This window comes from Streptomyces cynarae (assembly GCF_025642135.1).
Taxonomy (GTDB): Bacteria; Actinomycetota; Actinomycetes; order Streptomycetales; family Streptomycetaceae; genus Streptomyces; species Streptomyces cynarae.
Genome location: NZ_CP106793.1, coordinates 4,467,338 through 4,492,740, shown reverse-complemented (window position 1 = coordinate 4,492,740; position 25,403 = coordinate 4,467,338). Strand labels below are relative to the sequence as shown.

22 protein-coding genes are annotated in these 25,403 nt (G+C 69.7%); 11 read left to right on the top strand and 11 right to left on the bottom strand.

All coding sequences use genetic code 11. The features are described from left to right. Positions 1–17 precede the first annotated feature (17 nt). Positions 18–500, top strand: coding sequence for an NUDIX domain-containing protein (locus N8I84_RS20615; protein ID WP_200421664.1), 483 nt, complete (start codon positions 18–20; stop codon positions 498–500). A gap of 42 nt (positions 501–542) precedes the next feature. On the opposite strand, the gene N8I84_RS20610 is transcribed toward N8I84_RS20615, so the two are convergent. The 4 genes from N8I84_RS20610 to N8I84_RS20595 all read right to left on the bottom strand — a co-directional run bounded on the left by N8I84_RS20610 (position 543) and on the right by N8I84_RS20595 (position 3,740). Next, positions 543–1,448 (bottom strand): LysR family transcriptional regulator, encoded by a 906-nt coding sequence (locus N8I84_RS20610; protein WP_263230880.1) that lies wholly within the window; start codon positions 1,446–1,448, stop codon positions 543–545. A 259-nt stretch (positions 1,449–1,707) separates the two neighbouring features. After that, the gene (locus tag N8I84_RS20605; RefSeq protein WP_263230879.1) at positions 1,708–2,862 is read right to left on the bottom strand and encodes a cystathionine gamma-lyase; all 1,155 of its coding nucleotides are present in this window, start codon (positions 2,860–2,862) and stop codon (positions 1,708–1,710) included. Further along, positions 2,859–3,350 (bottom strand): low molecular weight protein-tyrosine-phosphatase, encoded by a 492-nt coding sequence (locus N8I84_RS20600; RefSeq protein ID WP_263230878.1) that lies wholly within the window; start codon positions 3,348–3,350, stop codon positions 2,859–2,861. The genes N8I84_RS20605 and N8I84_RS20600 overlap by 4 nt, the downstream gene beginning before the upstream one ends. Before the next feature lie 9 nt (positions 3,351–3,359). After that, positions 3,360–3,740, bottom strand: a complete 381-nt coding sequence (locus N8I84_RS20595) for a phage holin family protein (RefSeq protein ID WP_103837261.1) — start codon at positions 3,738–3,740, stop codon at positions 3,360–3,362. 59 nt (positions 3,741–3,799) lie between these two features. Between N8I84_RS20595 and N8I84_RS20590 the strand changes: the two genes are divergently transcribed. From N8I84_RS20590 to N8I84_RS20575, 4 genes are all read left to right on the top strand, one after another. Next, complete coding sequence (locus tag N8I84_RS20590) at positions 3,800–4,117, top strand: cupin domain-containing protein (protein WP_103837260.1); 318 nt, start codon at positions 3,800–3,802, stop codon at positions 4,115–4,117. Between the two features lie 182 nt (positions 4,118–4,299). Next, positions 4,300–4,512: a DUF5326 family protein gene (locus N8I84_RS20585; RefSeq protein WP_263230877.1), complete on the top strand. Its 213-nt coding sequence runs from the start codon at positions 4,300–4,302 to the stop codon at positions 4,510–4,512. A gap of 241 nt (positions 4,513–4,753) precedes the next feature. Continuing rightward, positions 4,754–5,605 (top strand): IclR family transcriptional regulator, encoded by an 852-nt coding sequence (locus N8I84_RS20580; RefSeq protein WP_263230876.1) that lies wholly within the window; start codon positions 4,754–4,756, stop codon positions 5,603–5,605. Between the two features lie 99 nt (positions 5,606–5,704). Further along, entirely contained in the window at positions 5,705–6,142 is a 438-nt protein-coding gene (locus N8I84_RS20575) for an SsgA family sporulation/cell division regulator (protein ID WP_059127372.1), read from the top strand. Between the two features lie 98 nt (positions 6,143–6,240). Here N8I84_RS20575 and N8I84_RS20570 read toward each other — a convergent pair whose 3' ends face one another. Continuing rightward, positions 6,241–7,665 carry a YibE/F family protein gene (locus tag N8I84_RS20570; protein WP_263230875.1) on the bottom strand — a complete coding sequence of 475 codons (1,425 nt, stop codon included), beginning with the start codon at positions 7,663–7,665 and terminating at the stop codon, positions 6,241–6,243. Positions 7,666–7,885: 220 nt separating this feature from the next. Between N8I84_RS20570 and thiC the strand changes: the two genes are divergently transcribed. After that, positions 7,886–9,673: a phosphomethylpyrimidine synthase ThiC gene (gene thiC, locus N8I84_RS20565; protein ID WP_263230874.1), complete on the top strand. Its 1,788-nt coding sequence runs from the start codon at positions 7,886–7,888 to the stop codon at positions 9,671–9,673. Positions 9,674–9,910: 237 nt separating this feature from the next. Here thiC and N8I84_RS20560 read toward each other — a convergent pair whose 3' ends face one another. From N8I84_RS20560 to N8I84_RS20550, 3 genes are all read right to left on the bottom strand, one after another. Next, on the bottom strand, positions 9,911–10,777 hold the full coding sequence (locus N8I84_RS20560; RefSeq protein ID WP_263230873.1) for a hypothetical protein: 867 nt from the start codon (positions 10,775–10,777) through the stop codon (positions 9,911–9,913). Between the two features lie 193 nt (positions 10,778–10,970). After that, positions 10,971–12,065, bottom strand: a complete 1,095-nt coding sequence (locus tag N8I84_RS20555; RefSeq protein WP_313884269.1) for a metallophosphoesterase — start codon at positions 12,063–12,065, stop codon at positions 10,971–10,973. Between the two features lie 242 nt (positions 12,066–12,307). Further along, complete coding sequence (locus N8I84_RS20550; protein WP_263230871.1) at positions 12,308–13,420, bottom strand: LacI family DNA-binding transcriptional regulator; 1,113 nt, start codon at positions 13,418–13,420, stop codon at positions 12,308–12,310. 638 nt (positions 13,421–14,058) lie between these two features. On the opposite strand from N8I84_RS20550, the gene hisC reads away from it, so the two are divergent. The 5 genes from hisC (at position 14,059) to N8I84_RS20525 (ending at position 22,640) form a co-directional block, all read left to right on the top strand. Beyond that, on the top strand, positions 14,059–15,138 hold the full coding sequence (hisC, locus tag N8I84_RS20545; RefSeq protein ID WP_263230870.1) for a histidinol-phosphate transaminase: 1,080 nt from the start codon (positions 14,059–14,061) through the stop codon (positions 15,136–15,138). Positions 15,139–15,388: 250 nt separating this feature from the next. Continuing rightward, complete coding sequence (locus N8I84_RS20540; RefSeq protein ID WP_263230869.1) at positions 15,389–16,897, top strand: cytochrome ubiquinol oxidase subunit I; 1,509 nt, start codon at positions 15,389–15,391, stop codon at positions 16,895–16,897. A 20-nt stretch (positions 16,898–16,917) separates the two neighbouring features. After that, the gene (gene cydB, locus N8I84_RS20535; protein ID WP_263230868.1) at positions 16,918–17,937 is read left to right on the top strand and encodes a cytochrome d ubiquinol oxidase subunit II; all 1,020 of its coding nucleotides are present in this window, start codon (positions 16,918–16,920) and stop codon (positions 17,935–17,937) included. A 52-nt stretch (positions 17,938–17,989) separates the two neighbouring features. Next, positions 17,990–21,493 carry a thiol reductant ABC exporter subunit CydD gene (cydD, locus tag N8I84_RS20530; RefSeq protein ID WP_263230867.1) on the top strand — a complete coding sequence of 1,168 codons (3,504 nt, stop codon included), beginning with the start codon at positions 17,990–17,992 and terminating at the stop codon, positions 21,491–21,493. Positions 21,494–21,626: 133 nt separating this feature from the next. Beyond that, a complete protein-coding gene (locus N8I84_RS20525; RefSeq protein ID WP_263230866.1) occupies positions 21,627–22,640 on the top strand; it encodes a M23 family metallopeptidase in 1,014 nt (337 codons plus the stop codon). Between the two features lie 97 nt (positions 22,641–22,737). Here N8I84_RS20525 and N8I84_RS20520 read toward each other — a convergent pair whose 3' ends face one another. From N8I84_RS20520 to N8I84_RS20510, 3 genes are all read right to left on the bottom strand, one after another. Beyond that, positions 22,738–23,625, bottom strand: coding sequence for an HAD hydrolase family protein (locus tag N8I84_RS20520; RefSeq protein ID WP_263230865.1), 888 nt, complete (start codon positions 23,623–23,625; stop codon positions 22,738–22,740). Positions 23,626–23,702: 77 nt separating this feature from the next. Beyond that, positions 23,703–24,605 carry an LLM class flavin-dependent oxidoreductase gene (locus N8I84_RS20515; protein ID WP_263230864.1) on the bottom strand — a complete coding sequence of 301 codons (903 nt, stop codon included), beginning with the start codon at positions 24,603–24,605 and terminating at the stop codon, positions 23,703–23,705. A gap of 75 nt (positions 24,606–24,680) precedes the next feature. After that, positions 24,681–25,241, bottom strand: a complete 561-nt coding sequence (locus tag N8I84_RS20510; protein ID WP_263230863.1) for an RNA 2'-phosphotransferase — start codon at positions 25,239–25,241, stop codon at positions 24,681–24,683. Positions 25,242–25,403 lie beyond the last annotated feature (162 nt).

Sequence of the window (25,403 nt, the reverse complement as noted above, 5' to 3'; positions counted from 1 at the left end):
TGGGCCACATTTCTCCCATGACCGTTCGCCCCGTGGTCAAGCGCACCGCCCGCGCCATCCTGCTGGATGGTGACGATCTCATTCTGATCAAGCGGACCAAGCCCGGCGTGGATCCCTACTGGGTCACTCCGGGTGGCGGGGTCGAGCCGTCCGACACGACTGTCATCGATGCGCTGCACAGGGAAGTCGACGAGGAACTCGGTGCCAAGATCACCGATGTCGTGCCCTGCTTCGTGGACACGGTGGAGCACATCGGTGAAGGCGGCGGCCCGACCGGCGTGAAGGTTCAGCACTTCTTCGTCTGCCGTCTGGAGTCGATGGACGAGCGCCTTCGGCACGGTCCCGAGGTCGAGGAGCCGGCCGGGGAGTACGAAGTCGTGCGGGTGCCGTTCACCCGCGTAGGCATCGCCTCGGTCCATCTCGTCCCGCTGTCGCTGCGGCATTACCTGGACGGGAACATCGAGGGCGTACGAGCCATGCACGCGCCGGACCTGGGCTGAGAGCCACCGTCGCCCGCAATTTTCGTTACGACCGGGTAGTCCTCAGCCCCAGTCGGCCGCAGCCCGCAGCAACCGATCATGGGCCCGGGCTATGGGCGGCATGGCAAGCGTCCCCGTCCGGACCACGAGGAAGTAGGTCCGCAACGGGGGAACCGCGGGTTCGTGCAGGGCCACCACGTCACCCCGCTCCAGTGCGGAGGCGCACAGATAGCGCGGCAGCACGGCGAGGCCGGCACCGGTGGCGGCGCAGCCGAGTACGGCGCGCAGATCGGGGACGATGACCGTGCCGGCGGCGGCCGGACGGGAGTCGAAGACGGAGGCCCAGTACCGGGAGACGAACGGCAGCGACTCGTGCACCTCGACCACCGGAAGGTTCTCCAGGGCGTAGGCGCCCTTGCGGCGCAGCCTGCCGGGTCCGATGCGGGACGCCCAGCGCGGGGCGGCGACCAGGACATGTTCCTCGTCGCACAGCGGAGTCGCCGTGAGCAGCGCACCACGCGGTCTGGCCGTGGTGATGGCCAGATCGTGGTGCCCGGCGGCAAGCCCTTCCAGCGTCTCGTCCACGGTCCCGAAGGAGACGCGCAGGGCCAGCCCCTGACCGTCGTCGCCGGTCAGTTCCGCCAGCGCGGGCAGGGCGCGCTCGGCGGTGAATTCCGGCGGCCCGGCGAGATGCAGGGTGCGCAGCGACACCTGCTCGTCGAGCCCGGTCTCGGCGATCTCCACCAGGGCGTCGAGATGGGGCGCGGCCTTGTGCGCGAGTTCGTCACCGATGGTCGTTGGCGTCACCCCGCGAGCCCGCCGCAGGAAAAGGGGGCGGCCCAGCTGCCGTTCCAGCGTGCGGATCTGGGAGGTGACCGCCGGCTGGGAGAGGCCGAGCAGCGCCGCGGCGCGGGTGAACGAGCCTGCCCGGTGCACGGTCACGAAGGTGCGCAGCAGGGCCAGATCCATGGTGCTCCCTCCGCTCCCCGCACCTCCGGACGCGCCCAACTATAAATATGTCGATAGGTCTCTGTCGCTACTGTGATTGGACACTGACACAGAGTCAACTAGCCTGGTTCGCGCGGTTCTTTGCGCGCGGAACCGGGACGGTCCGAGCCATGAGGGGGGAGGCTCGGACCGTCCGTCGAACGTAGAAGGGCATCCTTGGCCGGCGGACCGCCTCCCCCGAGGTGCGTAGCCCAGGCGGTCACCGGTGGCCGGCACGTGGTCAGTGCGCCGACTCCTCCAGCGCACGGAGCACATCGGTCACCAGGTCCTCGGGATCCTCGGCGCCGACCGACAGCCGGATGAAGCCTTCCGGCACCGCGTCACCGCCCCAGCGCCCACGCCGCTCGGCGGTGGACCGCACCCCTCCGAAGCTCGTCGCGTCGTCGACTAGGCGCAGCGCGTCAAGAAAACGCTCGGCACGCGCGCGCGTGGGCAACACGAACGACACCACACACCCGAAGCGCCGCATCTGCTGCGCGGCGACCTTGTGGGACGGGTCGTCGGGCAGACCGGGATACCGCAGCCCGGTCACCTCGGGCCGGCCGCGCAGCGCCTCGGCGACGGCGAGCGCGTTGGCAGTCTGCCGGTCGGCGCGCAGGTGGAGCGTGGCCAGCGACCGGTGCGCCAGCCAGGCCTCCATGGGACCCGGAATGGCGCCGACGATCTTGCGCCAGCGCCGTACGGAGGTCATCAGCCCGGCGTTCCGGGACGCCACGTATCCGAGCAGCAGGTCGCCGTGCCCGGTGAGCATCTTCGTGCCGCTGGCCACGGAGAAGTCGGCGCCCAACTCCAGGGGCCGCTGGCCGAGCGGGGTCGCCAGGGTGTTGTCCACGGCGACGAGGGTGCCCTGCGCATGGGCCGCCTCGACGAGCCGTCGCACGTCGCAGACGTCCAGTCCCGGGTTGGAGGGGGTCTCGATCCACAGCAGCCTCGCGCCGTCGAGGACGCCGAGCTGGGCGTCGCCGGCGGTCGGCGCGGTACGCACCTCGATGCCGTACGCCGTGAGCTGCTCGCGCACCAGCGGCAGCGCCTGGTAGCCGTCCGCGGGCAGCACCACGGTGTCGCCCGCGCGCAGCTGGGAGAACAGGACGGCGGAGATCGCGGCCATGCCGGAGGCGAAGGTGAGTGTCTCCACGCCGTCCTCACCGGGCGCCTCCAGCTCGCTGATGGCGCGCTCCAGACGGCTCCAGGTGGGGTTCTCGTCCCGCCCGTAGGCGTACGGACCGGTCGGCTCGCCGGGCAGGTGGTAGTGCGCGGCGAAGACGGGACCCGGCAGGGTCGGCTCGTGCTTGACCGGCTCGGGCAGCCCCGCGCGGACCGCGCGCGTGCCGTCGCCGTATCCCGCGCCGGCCGTGCTGGCATCCCCTGAACTCATGCTGCCCGTCCCTCCACTTTCTCGCGTACCGCGGCGAGCAGGCCGAGGCTCGCCGCCTCCACCATCTCAAGGCACTCCTCGAAGCCGTCCATCCCCCCGTAGTACGGGTCCGGTACGTCGAGGTCGCCGTCGGCGGCCGGGTCGTAGGAGCGCAGGAGCCGCACCTTCGCCGCGTCCTCGGGGGTGGGTGCGAGGCGGCGCAGGGCCTTCAGGTGCCCGGAGTCCAGGGCGATCACCAGATCCAGGCGGGAGAACCAGGAGGACTGGAACTGCCGTGCGACATGATCGCTGCCGTAGCCGTTCTCCTCCAGGACGGCCACGGTGCGCGGATCGGCGCCGTCTCCCTCGTGCCAGCCGCCCGTGCCGGCGCTGTCGACCTCGACCCGGTCGTCGAGACCGGCCTCCTCGATGCGGGCGCGGAAGAGGGACTCGGCCATCGGGGAACGGCAGATGTTGCCGGTGCAGACGAAACAGACGCGGTAGGTCATGCGGCTCACTCAGTCCTTGTCGTCGGGCAGCACGACGTGCAGGGCCCAGGAGACGATCGAGATGATCAGGCCGCCCAGGACGGCGGTCCAGAAGCCCTCGACATGGAAGCTCAGGTCCAGCTTGCCCGCCAGCCATGAGGTCAGCAGCAGCATCAGCGCGTTGACGACCAGGGTGATCAGCCCGAGCGTCAGGATGAACAGCGGGAAGGTCAGCACCTTCACGATCGGCTTGACCAGGAAGTTCACCAGGCCGAACAGCAGTGCTACGACGATGAGCGTGCCTATCTTCCGGCCGGTGCTCGAACCCGTGAGGGTGATCTTGTCCAGGAGCCAGACGGCGACGGCGAGGGCCCCCGCGTTGGCGATCGTCTTGACTACGAAATTCTTCATGTGTCTGATCGTGGCAGACCGGATCACAGGTGAGCACCGAGCAAGGGCGGACAAGGGCGATGAAGGCATTCCGGCTGGACGAACTGGAGGCGGAGCGCGCCGCCAACGAGGGTGCGTACCTGCAGTTCCTGCGGGAGCGGAACATGTCGGTCGGCCTGTACGCGCTCGACGCGGGCGACCTGGACCCGCAGAAGCCGCACCGGCAGGACGAGGTGTACTTCGTCGTCAGCGGACGCGCCTCGATCACCGTCGGCATGGAGACGACCCAGGTCGGGCGTGGCAGCGTCGTCTATGTGCCCGCCGGAGTCCCCCACAAGTTCCACCACATCACCGAGGACCTGAGGGTGCTGGTGGTGTTCTCTCCGCCCGAGAGCTGAGGCGCGTCTAGGGGTTCCCTCAGGGGAGGAATCAGGGGAGGACAAGGGATGCGGGACGCCCGATGCTCCCCTCGGCGGCCCTAGCATCGAGCGCAGGACATCGAAGGACCCGCAAGCGCCGTCGCCGGACGGGACGCAGGTCCGAAGACGCACACAGACGCCGAGAGACAAGGACAAGGGCGATGCGAGAGATCTTCGCGGGTTTGCCGTGGTGGGTGAAGTGGATCGCGGTGCCGGTCATCGCCCTGGTCGTCTTCGGCGGCGTGATCGCGTCCGTCATCGGCTTCGTGATCGGGCTGCTCTTCAAGGTGCTGCTCTTCGTCGCGCTGGTCGGCGGACTCATCTACGTCGTACGGAAGTTCATGTCGAGCTCCGCATCCCGCGGAGACTGGTGAGTCGACCGGAGCGCGCCAAGACGGAGGGGCGCGTCACGGGGAGGCGCTCCGTGGGGCGGGGGCCCAGCGGTAACAGGGAACAGGACGTTCCCTCGGGGGAGGGAAGTTTTCCCGGCGACGCCGTCGGACCGCGGTGACGGACCGTTAAAGTCCGGAACTCGCGCGCGGCAGCCCCCGCGCGCGGCGCATCCCCTCTCGTGTCCCCGCACGGGAGGCCGCCCTCGCGCTCCGGGAGTGATCTTTGGCCACGGTTGGTACCGCATCCGCAGACTCAACCGCTCCGCCCGCACAGCGACGGACCTCACCCGCGGAAGCACACCCCCGACTCCCTCCCGCACAACCGACCTCCACCACCCTCATCGGATCCGTACAGCGCGCGATGCGCCTGCTGGAGGCCGTCGCCGGACGTCCGTACGGGGCCACTGCCAAACAACTGGCCCGCGAGGTCGGCCTGGCGCTCCCCACGGCCTACCACCTGCTGCGCACCCTGACTCACGAGGGCTATCTGCGCCGCGAGAAGGGCCTGTTCTTCCTCGGTGAGGCGGCCGAGCTGCTGAGCGCCCGCGCAGCCCAGCAGAAACGTCGCAGCATGGTGGACGACGCGCTCGCACAATGGCGTGATTCCATCGGTGTCCCCGTCTACTACGCGGTCTATCGCGAGGGCGAGATCGACGTCCTGGGCGTCGCCGACATCCCCGGCAACCCGGCGGTGGAGGAGTGGGCCGACTTCCGGGAGACCGGGCACGCCCATGCGATCGGTCAGTGCCTGCTGTCCCAGCTCGACGATGAGGCCCGCCGAGACCACCTCGACCGCTACCCCGTTCGGGCGATCACGCCGTACACCGTCCATGACGAGCGCGTGTTCCTCCGGCGACTGGAGCGCCTGCAACGCACGGAACCCGTGATCGAGCGTCAGGAGTACGCGCTCGGGACGGTCTGTGCCGCGATTCCCCTGACCGTGGGGTCGACGGCCGCGACGATGGCGATCTCCCTGCCGTCCTGTGAGGCCGATCGGCTATTGCCGGTGGCGCGCCGACTCCAGGATGAGATCGGACGGATGCTCGGGACACTCGCGCTCTCTATCAGCATCTGAAAACTCACTCCTTGTGATCTGCCATGCACGTTCAGCAAACTTCCAGCAGGTGTCAGGGGATGCTTCCTGGCCAGTCCACGGCTACTGACGGGGTAGACGATGCGCGAGTCGGTACAGGCAGAGGTGATGATGAGCTTTCTCGTCTCGGAGGAGCTCTCGTTCCGCATTCCGGTGGAGCTGTGTTACGAGACCTGTGATCCCTATGCCGTGCGGCTGACCTTCCACCTGCCCGGGGACGCGCCCGTGACCTGGGCGTTCGGTCGCGAGCTGCTGGTCGACGGAGTGGGCCGGCCGTGCGGCGACGGAGATGTGCACATCGCGCCCGCCGAGCCGGACACCTTCGGCGATGTGCTGATCCGGCTCCAGGTGGGTGCGGACCGGGCGTTGTTCCGGTCCGGGGCGGTCCCGCTGGTCGCGTTCCTGGACCGGACGGACAAGCTGGTGCCACTCGGTCAGGAGGGTTCCCTCGCCGACTTCGACGCACATCTCGACGAGGCGCTGGACCGGATTCTGGCCGAAGAGCAGAGCGCGGGCTGAGGCCGAGGTTCGGTGCTGTAACGGTTCCTCGCGGAGCTGTGCGGGCGCGGTGGGTGCCGTAACGCTTCTGCGGTGCCTCCGCCGTGGATTGGGCGCCCTCAGTGCCTGCGGCGCCGCCCGCGCCCACCGCGGGCCGGTACGGCGGCCGGAGCGGCGAACCGGTCGGAGCGGCCGGAGCGGTCGGCCGAGACCACCAGGGCGGCCAGTGCCGTGGTCACCGGCACGGAGGCGACCAGGCCGATCGAACCGACGAGCGTGCGCACGATCTCCTCCGCGACCAGCTCGCTGTCGGCAACGGTGACCACGCTGCTTTGCGCGATCGAGAACAGCAGCAACAGCGGCAGAGCGGCACCCGCGTACGCCAGGACGAGTGTGTTGACGACCGATGCGATGTGGTCGCGGCCGATGCGGATGCCCGCACGGTACAGATCACGCCAGCCCATCGACGGGTTCGCTTCGTGGAGCTCCCAGACCGCCGATGTCTGCGTCACCGTCACATCGTCGAGGACGCCGAGCGAGCCGATGATGACGCCTGCCAGCAGCAGGCCGCTCATGTCGATACCCGGGTACAGGCCGTGGATCAGGCCGGTGTTGTCGTCGGTGTTGCCGGTCAGCGCGGCCCAGCCGATGAACAGGGAGCCCAGCACACCGATCAGGGACAGGGAGACGAGCGTGCCGAGCACCGCCACCGAGGTGCGTGCCGAGAGTCCGTGGCACATGTAGAGGGCGATCAGCATGATGGCGCTGGACCCGACCACGGCCACGAGCAGCGGGTTCGAGCCCTGGAGGATCGCCGGCAGGATGAACAGGCTCAGTACCAGGAAGCTGACGGCCAGTGCGACGAGCGCCATCACCCCGCGCATCCGGCCCACGACCACCACGGCGATGGCGAAGATGCCGGCCAGCAGTGCCATGGGAACCTTGCGGTTCACATCCGCCACCGAGTACTGCAGGTCCCTGGGGGCGGACGGCTCGTACGCGACCACGACCTTCTCGCCCTGATGCAACTGTCGTGACTGGTCCGGCTGGACGATCTCCGTGAAGGTCCGGCCCTGGTCCTTGCCCGTGTCGACGCGCACCGTCGCCTTCTTGCAGGTGCCGGTCGACTGCTGCTGGGCTGAGGAGCCCTCGGCTGTGGAGGTGTCGCCGGTCGGGGAGTCGCCCGAGGCGTTCACGGACTTGCAGTCCACCTCCACCACTCTGGTGACCGTGGCCTGCTGGGTCTGCCGGTCGAATCCCACACCGGTGCGCTTGTGTGACGGCACTCCGCCGGGCCACAGCGCGACGAGACCGACCACCACGGCTGCCGTGAAGGGAATGAGGATCGCGGCGATGACTCTGCGCAGGTGGCGCGACACGGGGGCCGCCGGGCCATGGCTGTGGCTGTGGCTGTGCGAGTGACCGTGCCCGCTCGGCCCCTGCCCGCGCCCACCGCCCGGCCCATGGCCATGCGCGTCGCGCGGGCCGTGGCCATGAGACGGGTCGGGCGGTGGGTACGGGGGCGGATGCTGTGTCGTGGTCACCGAGGCATCATCGCAAGAAGGCGTGAGGCCCACTGTTCAGCTCGCGCAAAGAGACGCTAGCGTGGGAGGACCTTTGCACACGCGGGAGCTCGGAGCACCGGGCTGAGAGGGCGCTGACCTCCGCAAACGCGATGTTTCACGTGGAACATCGGCGGGCGGAAGCCGCTGCGTCGACCGCTGAACCTGTTACCGGGTAATGCCGGCGTAGGGAGTAGGTCTCATGACCAACAAGGACGTACGCACGCCTGCCTCCGTTCAAGGCGAACAGTCCCAGGAGGCCGGACAGTCCATCGGCTGGCACAAGGCGTACATCGAGGGCTCACGCCCCGATCTGCGGGTGCCGGTCCGTCGGGTGCACCTCACCAACGGGCAGTCGGTCACGCTGTACGACACCTCCGGCCCGTACACCGACCCACTTGCCCAGACGGACGTCCGCAGGGGCCTGGCCCCGTTGCGGGAGAACTGGATCACCGCCCGCGGCGACACCGAGGAGTACGCGGGCCGTCCCGTCCGCCCCGAGGACGACGGCATCAAGCACACCTCGTCGCCGCGGGGTGGACTGCGCAACCTCGACGCGGTGTTCCCGGGGCGGCCGCGTCAACCGCGCCGCAGCCGCGACGGCAAGGCGGTGACGCAACTGGCGTACGCACGCCGCGGGGAGATCACACCGGAGATGGAGTTCGTCGCCCTCCGGGAGAACGTGTCCCCGGAGGTGGTGCGCGAGGAGATCGCGGCAGGCCGTGCGGTCCTCCCGGCCAACGTCAACCACCCCGAGATCGAGCCGATGATCATCGGCAAGCGGTTCCTGGTGAAGGTCAACGCCAACATCGGCAACTCCGCCGTGACCTCCTCCATCGAGGAGGAGGTCGAGAAGATGACCTGGGCGACCCGCTGGGGCGCCGACACGGTCATGGACCTCTCCACCGGCCGCAACATCCACACCACGCGCGAGTGGGTGCTGCGCAACTCCCCCGTGCCGATCGGCACGGTGCCGCTCTACCAGGCCCTCGAGAAGGTCGACGGGAAGGCCGAGGAACTGACCTGGGAGATCTACAAGGACACGGTCATCGAGCAGGCCGAACAGGGCGTGGACTACATGACGGTGCACGCGGGGGTGCGTCTGCCGTACGTACCGCTGACCGCCAACCGCAAGACCGGCATCGTCTCGCGCGGCGGCTCGATCATGGCGGCGTGGTGCCTCGCTCACCACAAGGAGTCGTTCCTCTACGAGCATTTCGAGGAACTCTGCGAAATCCTCGCGGCCTACGACGTCACGTACTCGCTGGGCGACGGCCTCAGGCCCGGCTCCATCGCGGACGCCAACGACGAGGCACAGTTCGCGGAACTGCGCACACTCGGGGAACTCGGCCGAATCGCCAGGCGCTTCAACGTACAGACCATGATCGAGGGCCCGGGACACGTCCCGATGCACAAGATCAAGGAGAACATCGACCTTCAGCAGGAGATCTGCGATGAAGCTCCGTTCTATACGCTCGGGCCGCTGACGACGGACATCGCGCCGGCGTACGACCACATCACCTCCGGCATCGGCGCCGCGATGATCGCCTGGTGGGGCACGGCCATGCTCTGCTACGTCACACCCAAGGAGCACCTCGGCCTGCCCAACCGGGACGACGTCAAGACCGGCGTCATCACCTACAAGATCGCCGCACATGCGGCCGACCTCGCCAAGGGGCACCCGGGTGCGCAGGCGTGGGACGACGCGCTGTCCGACGCGCGCTTCGAGTTCCGCTGGGAGGACCAGTTCAACCTGGCCCTCGACCCGGACACGGCCCGCGACTTCCACGACGAGACCCTCCCGGCGGAGCCGGCCAAGACCGCCCACTTCTGCTCGATGTGCGGGCCGAAGTTCTGCTCGATGAAGATCTCCCAGGACATCCGCCGCGAACACGGCGGCAGCCGGGAGCAGATCGAGGAGGGCATGGCACAGAAGTCGAGGGAGTTCGCCGAGGCGGGAAACCGGGTGTACCTGCCGATCGCCGACTGACACGGGGCCGAGCGGGGCGCTGACCCGGGACGCCACAGAGGCTGTTCCGGGCAGCGTCTTGTCCTCGCCCTCGCCGGGGCCGACGCGGTGCAGGGCGTGGAACGGCCGCGCCGAGTGAGAAGTGCGGGCCCGGCTTGGGCGGAGCAGTCCGGGCTCGCATCTTCGGGTGACGGTCCGATGGTGGGCGTTCCGGCTGGGGACTCGTGTGGACCTCGCCGGTCGTCGGGCCGGGGTCCGTCACTCCGGCTTGTGCTCCGGCCCACCGAAGTCCGGGCTGGTGAAGTCGGGGCTGGTGAAGCTGGGTCGGGTGCCGGTGGCCGGGCCGCTGTCGGGGCTGCTGAACCCCGGACGGTCGTAGCCGAGGTGCGGGATACGGCCGGCGGCCGCCTCCGGTGCCTTCCGGGTCATCGCGGCCGTGCCCGGGTCGCTGAGCGCCTCACGGAGGAACGGCAGGATGCCGCGCTCCAGCAGCGCCTCGTGCCAGGCATCCCTGGCCCGGGACACCTCCGTCGTCAACGTGCCCGACGCGTCCGCCTCTTGTGCGGAGGAGCTGTTGCGCAGGGCGGTGAGCAGCAGGCCGATCGCGGCGACCAGGATCGACGCCGCGGTCACCGCGCCGAAGACCCACCCGGTGGTCAGGAGAGTCCGGGCGAACGCCTGATCGGGATTGACCATCTTGAGGATGTACCCCACGAGCAGGAAGATCGCGGCGGCGGCGCCCGCGAGGAAGGGGGCGAGGACCGCGATGACGGCACCGGTCCCGGCGCTCGCGGCGGCCTCTCCCACGGTGGCCGCGAGCCCCAGGGCGTCCAGGTCCGCCTCCGGGGAACCGGGGGTGCTGTCCTGGACGATCGGGGTGGACGGCGCCGGCCGGCGCAGTTCCTCGCGGACCATCACGTAGTGCTGGTACTCGGTGGCCGCCGCCGCGGTGATGAGGGCGGTGGCGTTCAGCGCCATGGTGCGCAACTGTTCGGGGTTCAGCCGCTGACCCACAGCGGCCAGATCCGGGCGGTGTGGTGCGGAGCGCAGCGCCTCATCGAGGACCCGCTCGTAGTCCTGGCGGTCCTCGCTCAGCAGGTGCTGCGGAACGCTGTTCATGTGCATCCCCCGATGCTCCGTAGGGCTTGGGACTCGGCATGCTGACGAGCCGTCGGGCAGAAACGGAGGGGAGCCTGCTACGGATAAGCCGATGGTAGAGCGGTGACGGCGCGCGGTGACAGGGGGTTTCCGGAAAATGGCCCCGGCCTGCGCTCCTCCGCGCGGTCCTCCGTCGGGGGGATGTCTGTCCGCGGAACGCTCAGATATCCAACGGGAGTTGCTGGACCAGCAGCTTTCCGGCCATGGTCACGCCGCCATCCATCGCGATCGCCAGTCCGTCCGCGTAGATGTGCGGCCCCTCGACCCCCGGACCCGTGCTGTCCTCGCCGTCCTCCGAGCCGACTTCTCCGAGGAGGTAGGGAATGGGGCTGTGGCCGTGGACGATGCGTCGGCCGCCGTAGGTGTCCAGCAGGGACCGTACGGCGTCGGCGCCGCCCTCGTCGCGGAAGGAGAAGCGCTTGGTGAACTTGCGGAAGAGGTCCCACACCTCGTCCGCGTCGTTGCGGGTGAGCGTCTCGCGGATGGTGTCGTTGACCGCCTCGATGGAGTCGCCGTAGTCGAGGTAGGCGGTGGTGTCCGAGTGGACCAGCAGGTGTCCGTCGACCTCCTCGACCGCGTCCAGGCGGGCCATCCACTGCAGGTGGTGGTCCTGCAGGCGGTCCATGTCGGTCTTCTGGCCGCCGTTGAGCAGCCAGGCCGCCTGGAAGGTGGCGGTGCCCGCGCCGGAGTTGACCGGCGTGTCGCCGAACCGCTTGGCGCCGAGCAGCAACAGCTCGTGGTTGCCCATGAGCGCCTTGCAGTAGCCGCCGGCTGCGGCCGCCTCCGCGGACAGCCGCATCACCAGGTCGATGACGCCGATGCCGTCGGGCCCGCGGTCGGTGAAGTCGCCGAGGAACCACAGCCGCGCCGTGCCCGCGCACCAGCTCCCCTGGCCGTCGATGAGGCCCTTCTCCTGGAGCGCCGCCACGAGCTGGTCGAGATAGCCGTGCACGTCCCCGACGACGAACAGTGGTCCGGGGCCCTCCGCGGACTGGGGGGCGGGCGCGGACGTGGGAGCGACGTTCGCCTGGAGCGTGTCACCGCGGTTGACGACCGGGAGGTCCCGTTCGGTGGGCGTGTACCCGTCGGAGTAGCCGGGGGGGTAGGCCTCCGGGGCGGCGACGGGTCCGGTGACCTGGTCGTGGGGCGTGCTCTGCGCGTACGGACCGGCCTCGTGGACGTACGCGGGCACCCGGAAGTCGCGCAACGTCGCCGTCCGCTCCGCCTCGGGTCCCTGACCGGCCCCCTGAGTCATCGACCCCTCCACCATCGCGCCGCATCTGCACCGCATCGGACTGCCTGGTCGCAGCGGCCCGCGGTGTCGTGGGCCCATCATAGGAATGCGGATCGCGCCATGTGATGACCCAGGGGTGGTGAATCGGGGAAGCCCTCCAGTTCGCCACGGCATTCGCCCTAAATGGGCGGGGGTTTCCCGTCGGCGTCCCGGTCGCCGGCGCCCGCGGGCGACCGGTGCGTCACCCGCGGGCCCCGTGCGGGCTATCTCTGTTCGGGCGACCGGGGCGGGCTGACCGTGGTGCGGGGCGGGCGACGCTCGGACGACGTACGCACGATCAGTTCGGTCGGTATCACCTGCTCGACCGGCTGCTCCGGCTGGACAGCCTCGATGGCGTCGATGAGGAGCTGGACCACCGCGGTGCCGATCCGGCGCGGTTTGAGGGAGAGCGTGGTGACGGGAGGCTCGGTGTTGGCGTACACGGCGGACTCGCTGCAGCACACGAGGAGCAGGTCGTCGGGGACGCGCAGGCCGTAGCGGCGGGCGGCGGCGAGCAGGTCGGTGCCGTTCGGGTCGAAGAGCCCGTAGACCGCGTCCGGGCGGTCCGGGCGGGCCAGCAGCCGGTCGGCGGCGACGGCGCCCGCACACGGGTCGTGTGCCGGGTAGGCCTCGTAGACCGGGTCCTGTCCGACGCGCTCGCACCAGTTGAGGTACGCGGTCGTGGACAGGTGCGTGTACGTGTCCGTCGTGGTGCCGGTCAGCAGCCCGATGCGGCGGGCGCCCGCCTCCGCCAGATGGTCGAGGATGCCGAGGACGGCGGCCTCGTGGTCGTTGTCGACCCAGGCGGTGACCGGGAGCGAGCCGGCCGGGCGGCCGTCGGAGACGACCGGTAACCCCTGTCGGACCAGCTCGGTGACCACCGGGTCCTGGTCGGAGGGGTCGATGACGACCGTGCCGTCCAGGGCGACGTTCGACCACACGTCGTGGCGCGAGGTGGCGGGCAGGATGACCAGGGCGTATCCCCGGGCGAGCGCGGCGGAGGTGGCGGCTCTGGCCATCTCCGCGAAGTACGCGAATTCGGTGAAGGTGAAAGGTTCATCCCCGTACGTCGTCACGGTCAGGCCGATGAGGCCCGACTTGCCGGTACGGAGGGTGCGGGCCGCCGCCGAGGGCCGGTAGCCCAGCCGGTCGGCGACCTCGCGGACGTGGCGTCGGGTGGCGTCCGGCAGCCGGCCCTTGCCGTTGAGGGCGTCGGAGACGGTCGTGATGGAGACCCCGGCGGCGGCGGCCACGTCTCTGATGCCCGCCCGGCCCGGCCGACTGCCTCGGCGGGAGGTCTCCGCCCGGCTCACCTGGTGCTTCCCTGCTGCTGTCATGGCGAGCCGATAGTAGGGCTCATGTGGTGGGGTAGTGCGGACGCATATGCACCCGTTGACAGATACGTTTCTGCATGATCAAAGATGCTCAAGAGCCTGAGAATGCAAGGGACTTGAACGATCCAAGGTCAATAGATGACGTGACGGCCCGCATGGGCCTGTCGAGGTGGCCATATTGCGAAGAGGTCTCAACTCACCTTCACGGGGGATGCGCGCCACGGCGTGAGCCACCGGCGCGTGCGACAGGGGGCGACGCGCCCCCGGATTCACGCGCCTTCGTGCGGTGACGCGCGCGGGTTCGTACGGCGATCTGTCCGGGTTCGTGCAGCCATCCGTCCGCATCCGTACGGCGACCCGCCCGGATCCGTTGGGCCGCCTGCCCGCATCCGTACGGCGACCCGCCCGGATCCGTTGGGCCGCCTGCCCGCATCCGTACGGCGACCTGCCCGGATGACTACGGCCACCCGCCTGCATCCGTACGGCCACCCGCCCGACCGCCGGCCTGTCCATGCCGTGATCCACACGGGACGGAGCGGTTGTCCACAGCGCATTCGCAGCGGCCCCGAATCCTCATAAGGTGAGAAGCATTGGACACCGGTGGCGGTCACGAGCCGGTGGTGTGCGCGAGGAGGACTGCGGTGAGCGAGACGAGCCCGAGGCTGCGTGCCGAGCTGGAGGATATCCCCACCTACAAGCCCGGCAAGCCTGCCGCGGCCGGCGGCCCGGTGGCCTACAAGCTGTCCTCGAACGAGAATCCGTACCCCCCGCTGCCGGGCGTTATGGAGACGGTGACCACGGCGGCCGCGTCCTTCAACCGCTACCCGGACATGGCGTGCATGGGCCTGATGAGCGAGCTGTCGGAGCGCTTCGGGGTGCCCCAGTCGCACCTCGCGACCGGGACGGGCTCGGTCGGTGTGGCGCAGCAGCTGCTACAGGCCACGAGCGGCCCGGGCGACGAGGTGATCTACGCCTGGCGGTCCTTCGAGGCGTACCCGATCATCACGCGGATCAGTGGCGCCACATCGGTGCAGGTGCCGCTGACCGAGGGCGACGTGCACGATCTGGACGCGATGGCCGACGCGATCACCGACCGGACCCGGCTGATCTTCGTCTGCAACCCGAACAACCCGACAGGCACCGTCGTGCGCCGGGCGGAGCTGGAACGCTTCCTGGACCGTGTGCCGGCCGATGTGCTGGTCGTGCTCGACGAGGCGTACCGCGAGTTCGTCCGCGACGTCCAGGTGCCGGACGGCATCCAGCTGTACCGAGAGCGGCCGAACGTCTGCGTGCTGCGCACCTTCTCCAAGGCGTACGGCCTCGCCGGGCTGCGCGTCGGCTTCGCGGTCGCGCATGAGCCGGTGGCCGCGGCGCTGCGCAAGACGGCGGTGCCGTTCGGTGTCAGCCAGTTGGCGCAGGAGGCGGCGATCGCCTCGCTGCGCGCGGAGGACGAGCTGCTCGGCCGGGTCGGCTTGCTGGTGTGCGAGCGCACGCGCGTGGTGGACGCGCTGCGCGCCCAGGGCTGGACGGTGCCCGTGACGCAGGCCAACTTCGTGTGGCTGCGGCTGGGGGAGCGCACGATGGACTTCGCGGCCGCATGTGAGCAGGCCGGTGTGGTCGTGCGGCCCTTCCCGGGCGAGGGGGTGCGCGTGACGATCGGCGAGGCCGAGGCGAACGACATCTTCATGAAGGTCGCGGAGGGCTTCCACAAGGGGCTTTAGACCCTATCTTTCGGGTCGGCCCGGCCGAGTCCTCCCGGGTCCCGCGCGAGTGGCGCGGGGCCCGGGATTGTGCCAGATGCCGAACAGTCTCCGCTTAGGGACCCCCCACCCCTCCGCCTTGCCACCGCCATGCGCCATAATTGCTTGTGAATGTGAACGCGTTCACAAGCGGGCCCGATTGTTCCCATGATGAGTGGGGCAAACAGGGCAAACTTCCGCGTGACCGCGGCGACGTAAGGAGAAGGACGACGTGGACATAGCTTTGGCGCCGGAAACCCTGGCGCGATGGCAGTTCGGCATCACCACCGTCTACCACTTCCTGTTCGTCCCGCTCACGATCTCGCTCGCCGCCCTGACGGCCGGCCTGCAGACCGCGTGGGTACGCACGGAGAAGGAGAGGTACCTCAGGGCGACGAAGTTCTGGGGCAAGCTCTTCCTGATCAACATCGCGATGGGCGTCGTGACCGGCATCGTCCAGGAGTTCCAGTTCGGCATGAACTGGTCCGCCTACTCCCGGTTCGTGGGCGACGTCTTCGGTGCCCCACTCGCGTTCGAGGCCCTCATCGCCTTCTTCTTCGAGTCCACCTTCATCGGGCTGTGGATCTTCGGTTGGGACAAGCTGCCGAAGAAGCTTCACCTGGCCTGCATATGGATGGTCTCCATCGGCACGGTCCTGTCGGCGTACTTCATCCTCGCGGCCAACTCCTGGATGCAGCACCCCGTCGGCTACCGGATCAACAAGGCGAAGGGCCGCGCCGAACTCACCGACTTCTGGCACGTCCTGACCCAGAACACCGCGCTGGCCCAGGTCTTCCACACCCTGTCCGCGTCCTTCCTCACCGGCGGCGCCTTCATGGTCGGTATCGCCGCCTACCACCTGCTCCGCAAGAAGCACATTCCCGTGATGAAGAGCTCGCTGCGGCTCGGACTGGTCACCGTCGTCATCGCCGGCCTGCTCACCGCGGTCAGCGGGGACGTCCTCGGCAAGGTCATGTTCAAGCAGCAGCCGATGAAGATGGCCGCCGCCGAGGCCCTGTGGGACGGGCAGAACTCGGCGCCGTTCTCGATCTTCGCCTACGGCGACGTCAGCAAGGGCCACAACTCCGTCGAACTGTCCGTTCCCGGCCTGCTGTCCTTCCTGGCCGACGACGACTTCACCTCGTACGTCCCGGGCATCAACGACACCAACAAGACCGAACAGCAGAAGTACGGTCCTGGCGACTACCGCCCCATCATCCCCGTCACCTTCTGGGGCTTCCGCTGGATGATCGGTTTCGGCATGGCGTCCTTCGCCATCGGCATGGCCGGGCTCTGGCTGACCCGCAGGAAGTTCTTGCTGCCGCAGCATCTGCGGGTCGGTGAGGACGAGGTGCCGCATCTGGTCCTGTTCAGGAACAAGGCACTCGGCCCGACGCTCACCACCTGGTACTGGCGCATCGCGATCTGGACCCTCGCCTTCCCGCTCATCGCCAACTCCTGGGGCTGGATCTTCACCGAGATGGGCCGTCAGCCGTGGGTCGTCTACGGCGTGCTGCGCACTCGTGACGCCGTCTCCCCCGGTGTCTCTCAGGGTGAGGTCATCACGTCGATGACCGTGTTCACCGTGCTCTACGCGATCCTCGCCGTCGTCGAGGTGAAGCTGCTGACGAAGTACGTCAAGGCCGGACCGCCCGAGCTCACCGAGTCCGATCTCAACCCGCCCACCAGGCTCGGCGGCGACTCGAGGGACGCCGACAAACCGATGGCCTTCTCGTACTAGGCCGAGGGAGCGCTCACACCATGCAACTTCACGACGTCTGGTTCGTCCTCATCGCGGTCCTCTGGATCGGCTACTTCTTCCTGGAGGGCTTCGACTTCGGGGTCGGCATCCTCACCAAGCTGCTGGCCCGCAACCGCCCCGAGCGGCGGGTACTGATCAACACGATCGGTCCGGTCTGGGACGGCAACGAGGTATGGCTGCTCAGTGCGGGCGGCGCCACGTTCGCCGCCTTCCCCGAGTGGTACGCCACGCTCTTCTCCGGCTTCTACCTGCCGCTGCTGGTCATCCTGGTCTGTCTGATCGTGCGCGGTGTCGCCTTCGAGTACCGGGCGAAGCGGCCCGACGAGAACTGGCAGCGGAACTGGGAGAACGCGATCTTCTGGACCTCGCTGATCCCGGCGTTCCTGTGGGGCGTCGCCTTCGCCAACATCGTGCGGGGTGTGAAGATCGACCAGCACCTGGAGTACGTGGGCAACGTCTGGGATCTGCTCAATCCGTTCGCGCTGCTCGGCGGCCTGGTCACGCTGGCCCTGTTCACCTTCCACGGGACGGTGTTCACGGCACTCAAGACCGTCGGGGACATCCGGCAGCGGGCTCGGAAGCTGGCCCTGAGCGTCGGGTCGGTCACCGCCGGGCTGGCGCTTCTCTTCCTCGCCTGGACACAGATCGACCAAGGGGACGGCAAGAGCCTGGTCGCCCTGGTCGTGGCGGTGGCCGCGCTCGTCGCGGCGCTCGTGGCCAACCAGGCAGGGCGCGAGGGATGGTCGTTCGCGCTCTCCGGCGTCACCATCGTGGCCGCGGTCACCATGCTGTTCCTGACGCTCTTCCCGAACGTCATGCCGTCCACGCTGAACGCGGACTGGAGCCTGACGGTGAGCAACGCCTCGTCGAGCCCCTACACCCTGAAGATCATGACGTGGTGCGCCGGGATCGCCACGCCGATCGTCCTTCTCTATCAGGGCTGGACCTACTGGGTGTTCCGCAAGCGCATCGGCACCCAGCACATCGCCGCCGACGCGCCCACCGGTGCTGTGCACTGAATCTGGCGGGGCGGGGTGTTTCACGTGAAACATCCCGCCCGGACCGAAGGGCATGTTTCACGTGAAACCGATCGATCCACGACTGCTCCGCTACGCGCGGGCCACACGCTTCTTCCTCGGGGCGGTCATCGGCCTGGGCGCCATCGGCGCGGCTCTCGTCATCGCCCAGGCGATGCTGATCGCCGAGGTGGTGGTCGGTGCCTTCCAGCACCACCATGCGATCAGCGAACTCCGCACCCCTCTATTGCTCATGGCGGCCGTGGCGGTCGGACGTGCCCTGGTGTCCTGGCTCACCGAACTCTCCGCCCACCGTGCGAGTGCGGCGGTGAAGTCGGAACTGCGGGCGAGGCTGCTGGAGCGAGCCGGGGCCCTCGGCCCCGGGTGGCTCAGCGGGCAGCGGACCGGTTCGCTGGTCGCTCTGGCCACACGGGGAGTCGATGCCCTCGACGACTACTTCGCGCGATACCTGCCGCAGTTGGGGCTCGCGGTGGTGGTGCCGGTGGCGGTACTGGCGCGGATCGTCACCGAGGACTGGGTGTCGGCGGCGATCATCGCCGGCACGCTGCCGCTGATCCCCCTCTTCATGATGTTGATCGGTTGGGCGACACAGTCGCAGATGGACCGTCAGTGGCGCTCCCTGTCACGGCTGTCCGGGCACTTCCTCGACGTGGTCGCCGGACTGCCGACGCTCAAGGTGTTCGGCCGGGCCAAGGCCCAGGCCGAGTCGATCAAGCGGATCACCGGCGAGTACCGGCAGGCGACCATGAGGACGCTGCGCATCGCCTTCCTGTCGTCCTTCGCGCTGGAGCTCCTGGCCACGATCTCGGTCGCGCTCGTCGCCGTCGAGATCGGCATGCGGCTCGTCCACGGCGACATGGACCTGTACATCGGACTGGTCACCCTGGTGCTCGCTCCGGAGGCGTATCTGCCGTTGCGGCAGGTGGGGACGCAGTATCACGCGGCGGCGGAGGGGCTTTCCGCGGCCGAGGAGATCTTCGCGGTGCTGGAGACGCCGGTACCGGCCTCCGGTGAGCGGCGCGTCCCGGACGGGCCGATCGTCTTCGAGGAGGTGACCGTCCGCTATCCCGGGCGACCGTCCGCCGCGGTGTCCGACGTGTCGCTCACGGTCGCGCCTGGTGAAACGGTGGCTCTGGTCGGACCGAGCGGAGTGGGCAAGTCGACCCTGCTGAACGTCCTGGTCGGATTCGTGCCGCCCACCGAGGGCCGCGTACGGGTCGGGGGAGTCGATCTCGCCTCGGCCGATCTGGAGGAGTGGCGATCACGGATCGCCTGGGTGCCGCAGCGGCCTCATCTGTACGCGGGCACCATCGCCGACAACGTACGGCTGGCGCGACCGGACGCGGACGACACAGCGGTACGGAGGGCGCTGGCCGACGCCGGGGCGCTTCCGTTCGTGGACGCGTTGCCCCAGGGGCTCCGCACGGTGCTCGGCGAGGACGGTGCGGGCCTCTCTGCCGGGCAGCGGCAACGGCTCGCCCTGGCACGGGCGTTCCTCGCCGACCGGCCGGTGCTGCTGCTGGACGAGCCGACGGCGTCCCTGGACGGAGCGACCGAGGCCGAGATCGTGGAAGCGGTGCGCCGTCTCGCCGTCGGCCGGACGGTCCTCCTGGTGGTGCACCGGCCGGCACTGCTGGGGCTGGCGGACCGGGTGGTGCGGCTGGAGGCGGAGCAGTACGCCCCGTCGGGCCTCCTCGCGCAGGCCGGCTCCGAGCCGCTGCCGCGCCGGGAGTCGGCGGGCAAGCCACCTGCCCGAGTCGAGCCGCCCCCCGTCCCGTCCCCGGTGAGGGGCGGTGGCGCGCTCGCCCGCGTCCGTGCCATGGCCGGACCCCGTCGGGGGCGGCTCGCTCTCGCCCTGGTGCTCGGGAGTCTCGCGCTCGGCAGTGCGGTGGGGCTGATGGCCACCTCCGGTTGGCTGATCTCGCGGGCCTCCCAGCAGCCACCGGTGCTGTATCTGATGGTCGCCGTGACGGCCACGCGGACGTTCGGGATCGGACGGGCCGTGTTCCGGTACGCGGAGCGGCTGGTGTCCCACGATGCCGTCCTGCGCATGCTGGCCGACACCCGCGTCGCCGTCTACCGGCGGCTCGAGCGGCTGGCTCCGGCGGGGCTGCGCACGACCCGACGGGGCGATCTGCTGTCCCGGCTGGTCGCCGATGTGGACGCCCTGCAGGACTACTGGCTGCGCTGGCTGCTGCCCGCGGGAGCCGCGTTCGTCGTGTCGGCCGGTTCCGTCTGCTTCACCGCCTGGCTGCTGCCCGAGGCCGGTGGCGTCCTCGCTGTCGGGTTGTTCGCGGCCGCGGTGGTGGTGCCCCTGGTGACGGGGGCCGTGGCACGCCGGGCGGAACGGAGGCTGGCGCCCGCCCGGGGTGAGCTGGCGACCCGGGTGGCCGATCTGCTGACCGGAACGGCCGAGTTGACGGTCGCCGGTGCGCTGCCGGCGCGGACCGCTCAGACGCGGCAGGCCGACGCCGTGCTGACCCGCATAGCTTCCCGCGCGGCCACCGCGACGGCGCTGGGTGACGGGCTCACCGCGCTGGTCACCGGGCTGACCGTCGCGGCCTCCGCCCTCGTGGGCGCACAGGGCGTCGCCGAGGGGCGGCTCGGCGGGGTGGTCATGGCGGTCCTGGTGCTCACGCCCTTGGCCGCGTTCGAGGCGGTCCTGGGGCTGCCGCTCGCCGTGCAGCACCGCCAGCGGGTGCGCCGGAGCGCCGAGCGCGTCCACGAGGTGCTGGACGCTCCGGAGCCCGTACGCGAACCCGAGCAGCCGCAGCCGGCTCCCACTTCACCCTTCCCGCTCGTTCTGAAGGGGCTCACCGCCCGGTACGACGGGCAGCGGCGGGACGCGCTCAGCGGCTTCGACCTCACCCTCGAACAGGGCCACCGGGTCGCCGTGGTCGGCGCCTCGGGCGCGGGCAAGACGACCCTGGCGCAAGTCCTGCTGCGGTTCCTGGACGCGGACGCCGGCTTGTACACGCTGGGCGGCACGGACGCCCACGCGCTCGACGGCGACGACGTACGGCGCCTGGTCGGACTCTGCGCGCAGGACGCCCACCTCTTCGACAGCTCGGTGCGGGAGAACCTGCTGCTCGCAAGGAAGGGCGCGAGCGAGGCGGAATTGCGGGACGCGCTCGCGCGGGCCCGGCTCCTCGACTGGGCGGACGGGCTGCCCGACGGCCTGGACACCCTGATCGGCGAGTGCGGCGCCCGGTTGTCCGGCGGTCAGCGGCAGCGGCTGGCCCTGGCCCGCGCCCTGCTCGCCGACTTCCCCGTCCTGATCCTCGATGAGCCCGCGGAACATCTCGACCTGCCGACGGCGGACGCGCTCACCGCGGACCTGCTCGCCGCCACCGAGGGCCGTACCACGTTGCTGATCACCCACCGGCTGGCCGGACTTGAGGGGATCGACGAGGTGATCGTCCTCGCGGAGGGCCGCGTGGTCCAGCGAGGTGGCCCTGGCGAGCTGGCGGCGGTGGAGGGGCCGTTGCGGGAGATGCTCGAACGGGAGGCTCAGGGGGACCTGCTGGGAGCCGGATGAGGGACGCCGCTGGGCCATCCGTGGCCGCCCGTTCCCCCAGCCGTAGGACGTCAACAGGACTGGGCCCGCGACACGGGCCACGATCGTTGACATGCATTCATCCTGTCAGCGAGCCTTGCTCGTTTCGGTTGTGATGTCCGCGTTCACGACGCTTCCGGCCTGGCCCGCTGTGGCCGGGGGCACGACGGTGGGCGACGGCGCCGATTCCTCCGCCGCCATACGGGTGGCGCGGCTGTACGACGAAGCCGCCGTGGTGGCGCGGCAGTACGAGACCGGGCTCCGGGAAGCCGAGAAGCAGCGTGCCCGAGCGCGGCGTGACGAGAGACTCCTCATACGGGAGCGTCGGCTGGGCACGGCCATCCGCAAGGATCCGGGGCTGGTCGCGCGCGCCCAGTACCACCAGAGCGTGGCTCCCCCCTACGTGCCGCAGACGCTCCTCCCTGACACCGCCCTGAAGCTGATGAGAAGTCAGCACTTGCTCACGGGAGCGGATGGCGCGGCCGTGAACGCGGTCGTCGGCATCCACAGGGTGCAGGACCGTCTCGCCGCAGACCTGGCCGAGGCGTCGGCGCAGTCACGGCGGCTGCAGAAGCGGAAGGCCGAACTGGCGGACAGAAGGCGGAGCGTCCAGGCGAAGCTGGAGGAGGCACGTCAGGTCCTGCAGAGGCAGGCCAGTGCGACCGCCGCCGCGGGATCGTGCCGGGGCGCCGTCCATCTGGGCCGGCCGCGGCAGAGGACCCACCGCGCCTGGGGGGCGCCGGTGGAGTCGTACAGACTCTCCGCTCCGTTCGGCAGCGGAGGGGGCCACTGGGCCCACCGGCACACCGGCCAGGACTTCGCGGTCCCCATCGGGACACCGGTGCGGGCCGTCGGCGCCGGGAAGGTGGTGCGGGTGGCGTGCGGCGGCGCCTTCGGGATCGAGGTCGTCATCCAGCACCCGGGCGGCTACTTCACCCAGTACGCCCATCTCGCCGCCGTCACCGTCGACCAGGGAGAACCGGTGGCCACCGGCCAGTGGATCGCCCAGTCCGGCACGACGGGCAACTCGACCGGTCCGCACCTGCACTTCGAGGTCCGGATCACTCCGGAATGGGGGTCGGGCATCGATCCGGTGCCGTGGCTGACGGCACGGGGCGTACGAATCTGACAGCCGTACGCGGGGAAATCGCCGCCGGATGGACGGTCCTGGCGATCTACGACCGCCCCCGACCTACGACCGCGCCCGACCTACGACCGCGCCCGACCTACGACCGCTCCGCGAGGATCCGCTCGATCACCACGGCCACGCCGTCGTCGTTGTTGGCGACGGTCCGCCCCGACGCGGCGGCGACCACGTCCGGGTGGGCGTTGCCCATCGCGTAGGACTGTCCCGCCCAGGTGAGCATCTCCACGTCGTTCGGCATGTCACCGAAGGCGACGACCTCCTCGTGGGAGATGCCGCGCTCGGCGCAGCACAGCGCGAGGGTGCTCGCCTTGGAGACGCCCGGGCCGCTGATCTCCAGCAGGGCACTGGGGCTGGACCGGGTGATGGTGGCGCGGCCGCCGACGGCGAGGCGGGCCAGGGTGAGGAAGGCGTCCGGGTCGAGATGCGGGTGGTAGGCGAGGATCTTTAGCACCGGCTCGCGGGCGCCGGGGGCGTCAGGCGCCAGCAGTTCCTCGGCGGGTGCGAGCAGGTCCGGGATCTCCATGTGCAGCTTCGGGTACGACGGCTCCTGATAGAAGCCGTACGTCTGCTCGACGGCGTACACCGTGCCGGGTGCGGCGTCCCGCAGCAGCCGTACGGCGTCGAGCGCGTTCTCCCGGGCCAGCTCGCGGACCTTGACGAAGCGGTGGGCGCCGGGGCCGCCGTGCAGGTCGACCACGGCCGCGCCGTTGCCGCAGATCGCCAGTCCGTGACCGTGGACGTGGTCGCTGACGACGTCCATCCAGCGGGCGGGCCGGCCCGTGACGAAGAACACCTCGATGCCGGCCGCCTCGGCGGCGGCCAGCGCGGCGACGGTCCGCTCGGAGACCGACTTGTCGTCACGCAGCAGAGTGCCGTCGAGGTCGGTCGCGATCAGCCGGGGCGGAAGGGTGGAGGCCGGGGTCTCGGACTGTCGGGTCGCTGAGGTCACCGGCCCATTCTGGCGCATATGCCCGCACGGTCGTGCGAGACCTCGCACACCTGAGTGGTGACACTGCTCACCAGCGCCGTCACATCGCGTCATGCTCAGCCCAGCTGTGCCGGGGCTTCCACGGCGATCTGCTCGAAGACCTTCTCGTCCGCCGCGAAGTCGGAGTCGGGGATGGGCCAGTGAATCACGATGTCGGTGAAGCCCAGCTCCGCGTGCCGGCCGGCGAAGTCGACGAACGCGTCCAGGGACTGAAGCGGACGGCCGCGGTCCGGGGTGAAGCCGGTGAGCAGGACCTTGTCGAGTTCCGCCACGTCACGGCCGACAGCGGTGCAGGCGTCGGCCAGCTTCTCGGTCTGCGCGCGCAGAGCCTGCAGCGACTCCTCCGGGGTGCCGGTCTCGTACAGCTTCGGGTCACCGGTCGTCACCCATGCCTGACCGTGGCGGGCGGCGAGCCTCAGGCCGCGCGGGCCGGTCGCGGCGACCGCGAAGGGCAGCCGGGGGCGCTGCACACAGCCCGGGATGTTGCGCGCCTCGTGCGCGGAGTAGTGCGTCCCCTGGTACGTGACGGAGTCCTCGGTGAGCAGCCGGTCGAGCAGCGGGACGAACTCGCCGAACCGGTCGGCGCGCTCGCGTGGGGTCCACGGTTCCTGGCCGAGCGCGGTGGCGTCGAAGCCGGTGCCGCCCGCGCCGATCCCCAGCGTGATCCGGCCGCCGGAGATGTCGTCCAGGGAGATCAGCTCCTTGGCGAGGGTGACCGGGTGCCGGAAGTTCGGCGAGGTCACCAGGGTGCCGAGGCGCAGCCGGTCGGTGACGGCGGCCGCGGCCGTCAGCGTCGGCACAGCTCCGAACCAGGGGCCGTCGCGAAAGGAGCGCCACGACAGGTGGTCGTAGGTGAACGCGGTGTGGAACCCGAGCTGCTCCGCACGCTCCCAGGCGGAACGCCCGCCCTGGTGCCAGCGGACGTACGGCAGGATCACGGTGCTCAGACGCAGACTCATGCCTCGAGCGTAAGGGAGCCGGGGAGTGGTCGGTGCCGAGATTGATCAGAAAGGCCCGGGAATCGCAGCCACGAGTCAGTGTTTCTCTGGGAAACGCAGGTATTGCGGGGGTACGGCCTTGGTGAGCCAGACCCCGTTCTCGCTGATGTGGAAGACATGCCCGTCGCGGTGCATGGCGCCGGCGTCCACGGCCAGCACCACCGGTCGGCCACGGCGGGCGCCGACGCGGATGGCGGTCTCCCGGTCCGGGGAGAGGTGCACATCGTGCCGGCTCATGGGCCTCAGGCCCTCGACACGGATCGCGTCCAGGTTGCGGGCCACGGTCCCGTGGTAGAGGTACGCGGGCGGCGTCGCCGGGGGCAGCCCCAGGTCGACGTCGACGCTGTGGCCCTGGCTGGCGCGGATGCGGGTGCCCTCGATCGCGAAGCGCTTCTTGTCGTTGGTGGCGACCACCCGGTCCAGTTCCTCGCGGGTGATGGGGAAGCCGTGGGCGGCAGCCGCGGCGAGCAACGTGTCGATCTCCACCCAGCCGCCGTCCTCCAGCCTCATCCCGATGCGGTCCGGCTGGTGCCGCAGGTGCTTCGAGAGGTACTTCGACACCTTCACGGTACGTCTGTCGTCATTCCTTTCCGTCATCTTTCCAGCCTGCGGGAGAGACGGGGATCACGCACTTGATTTGGTCCCCGATGTTTGATCCACAAGCAACCCGGGTTTTCCACAAGGAAATTGGCGACTCTGTGGACAACTGCTCGGCATCTTGGGGAGGTTCGTCAAGTAGGTCGCATAAGCAGCCGACTT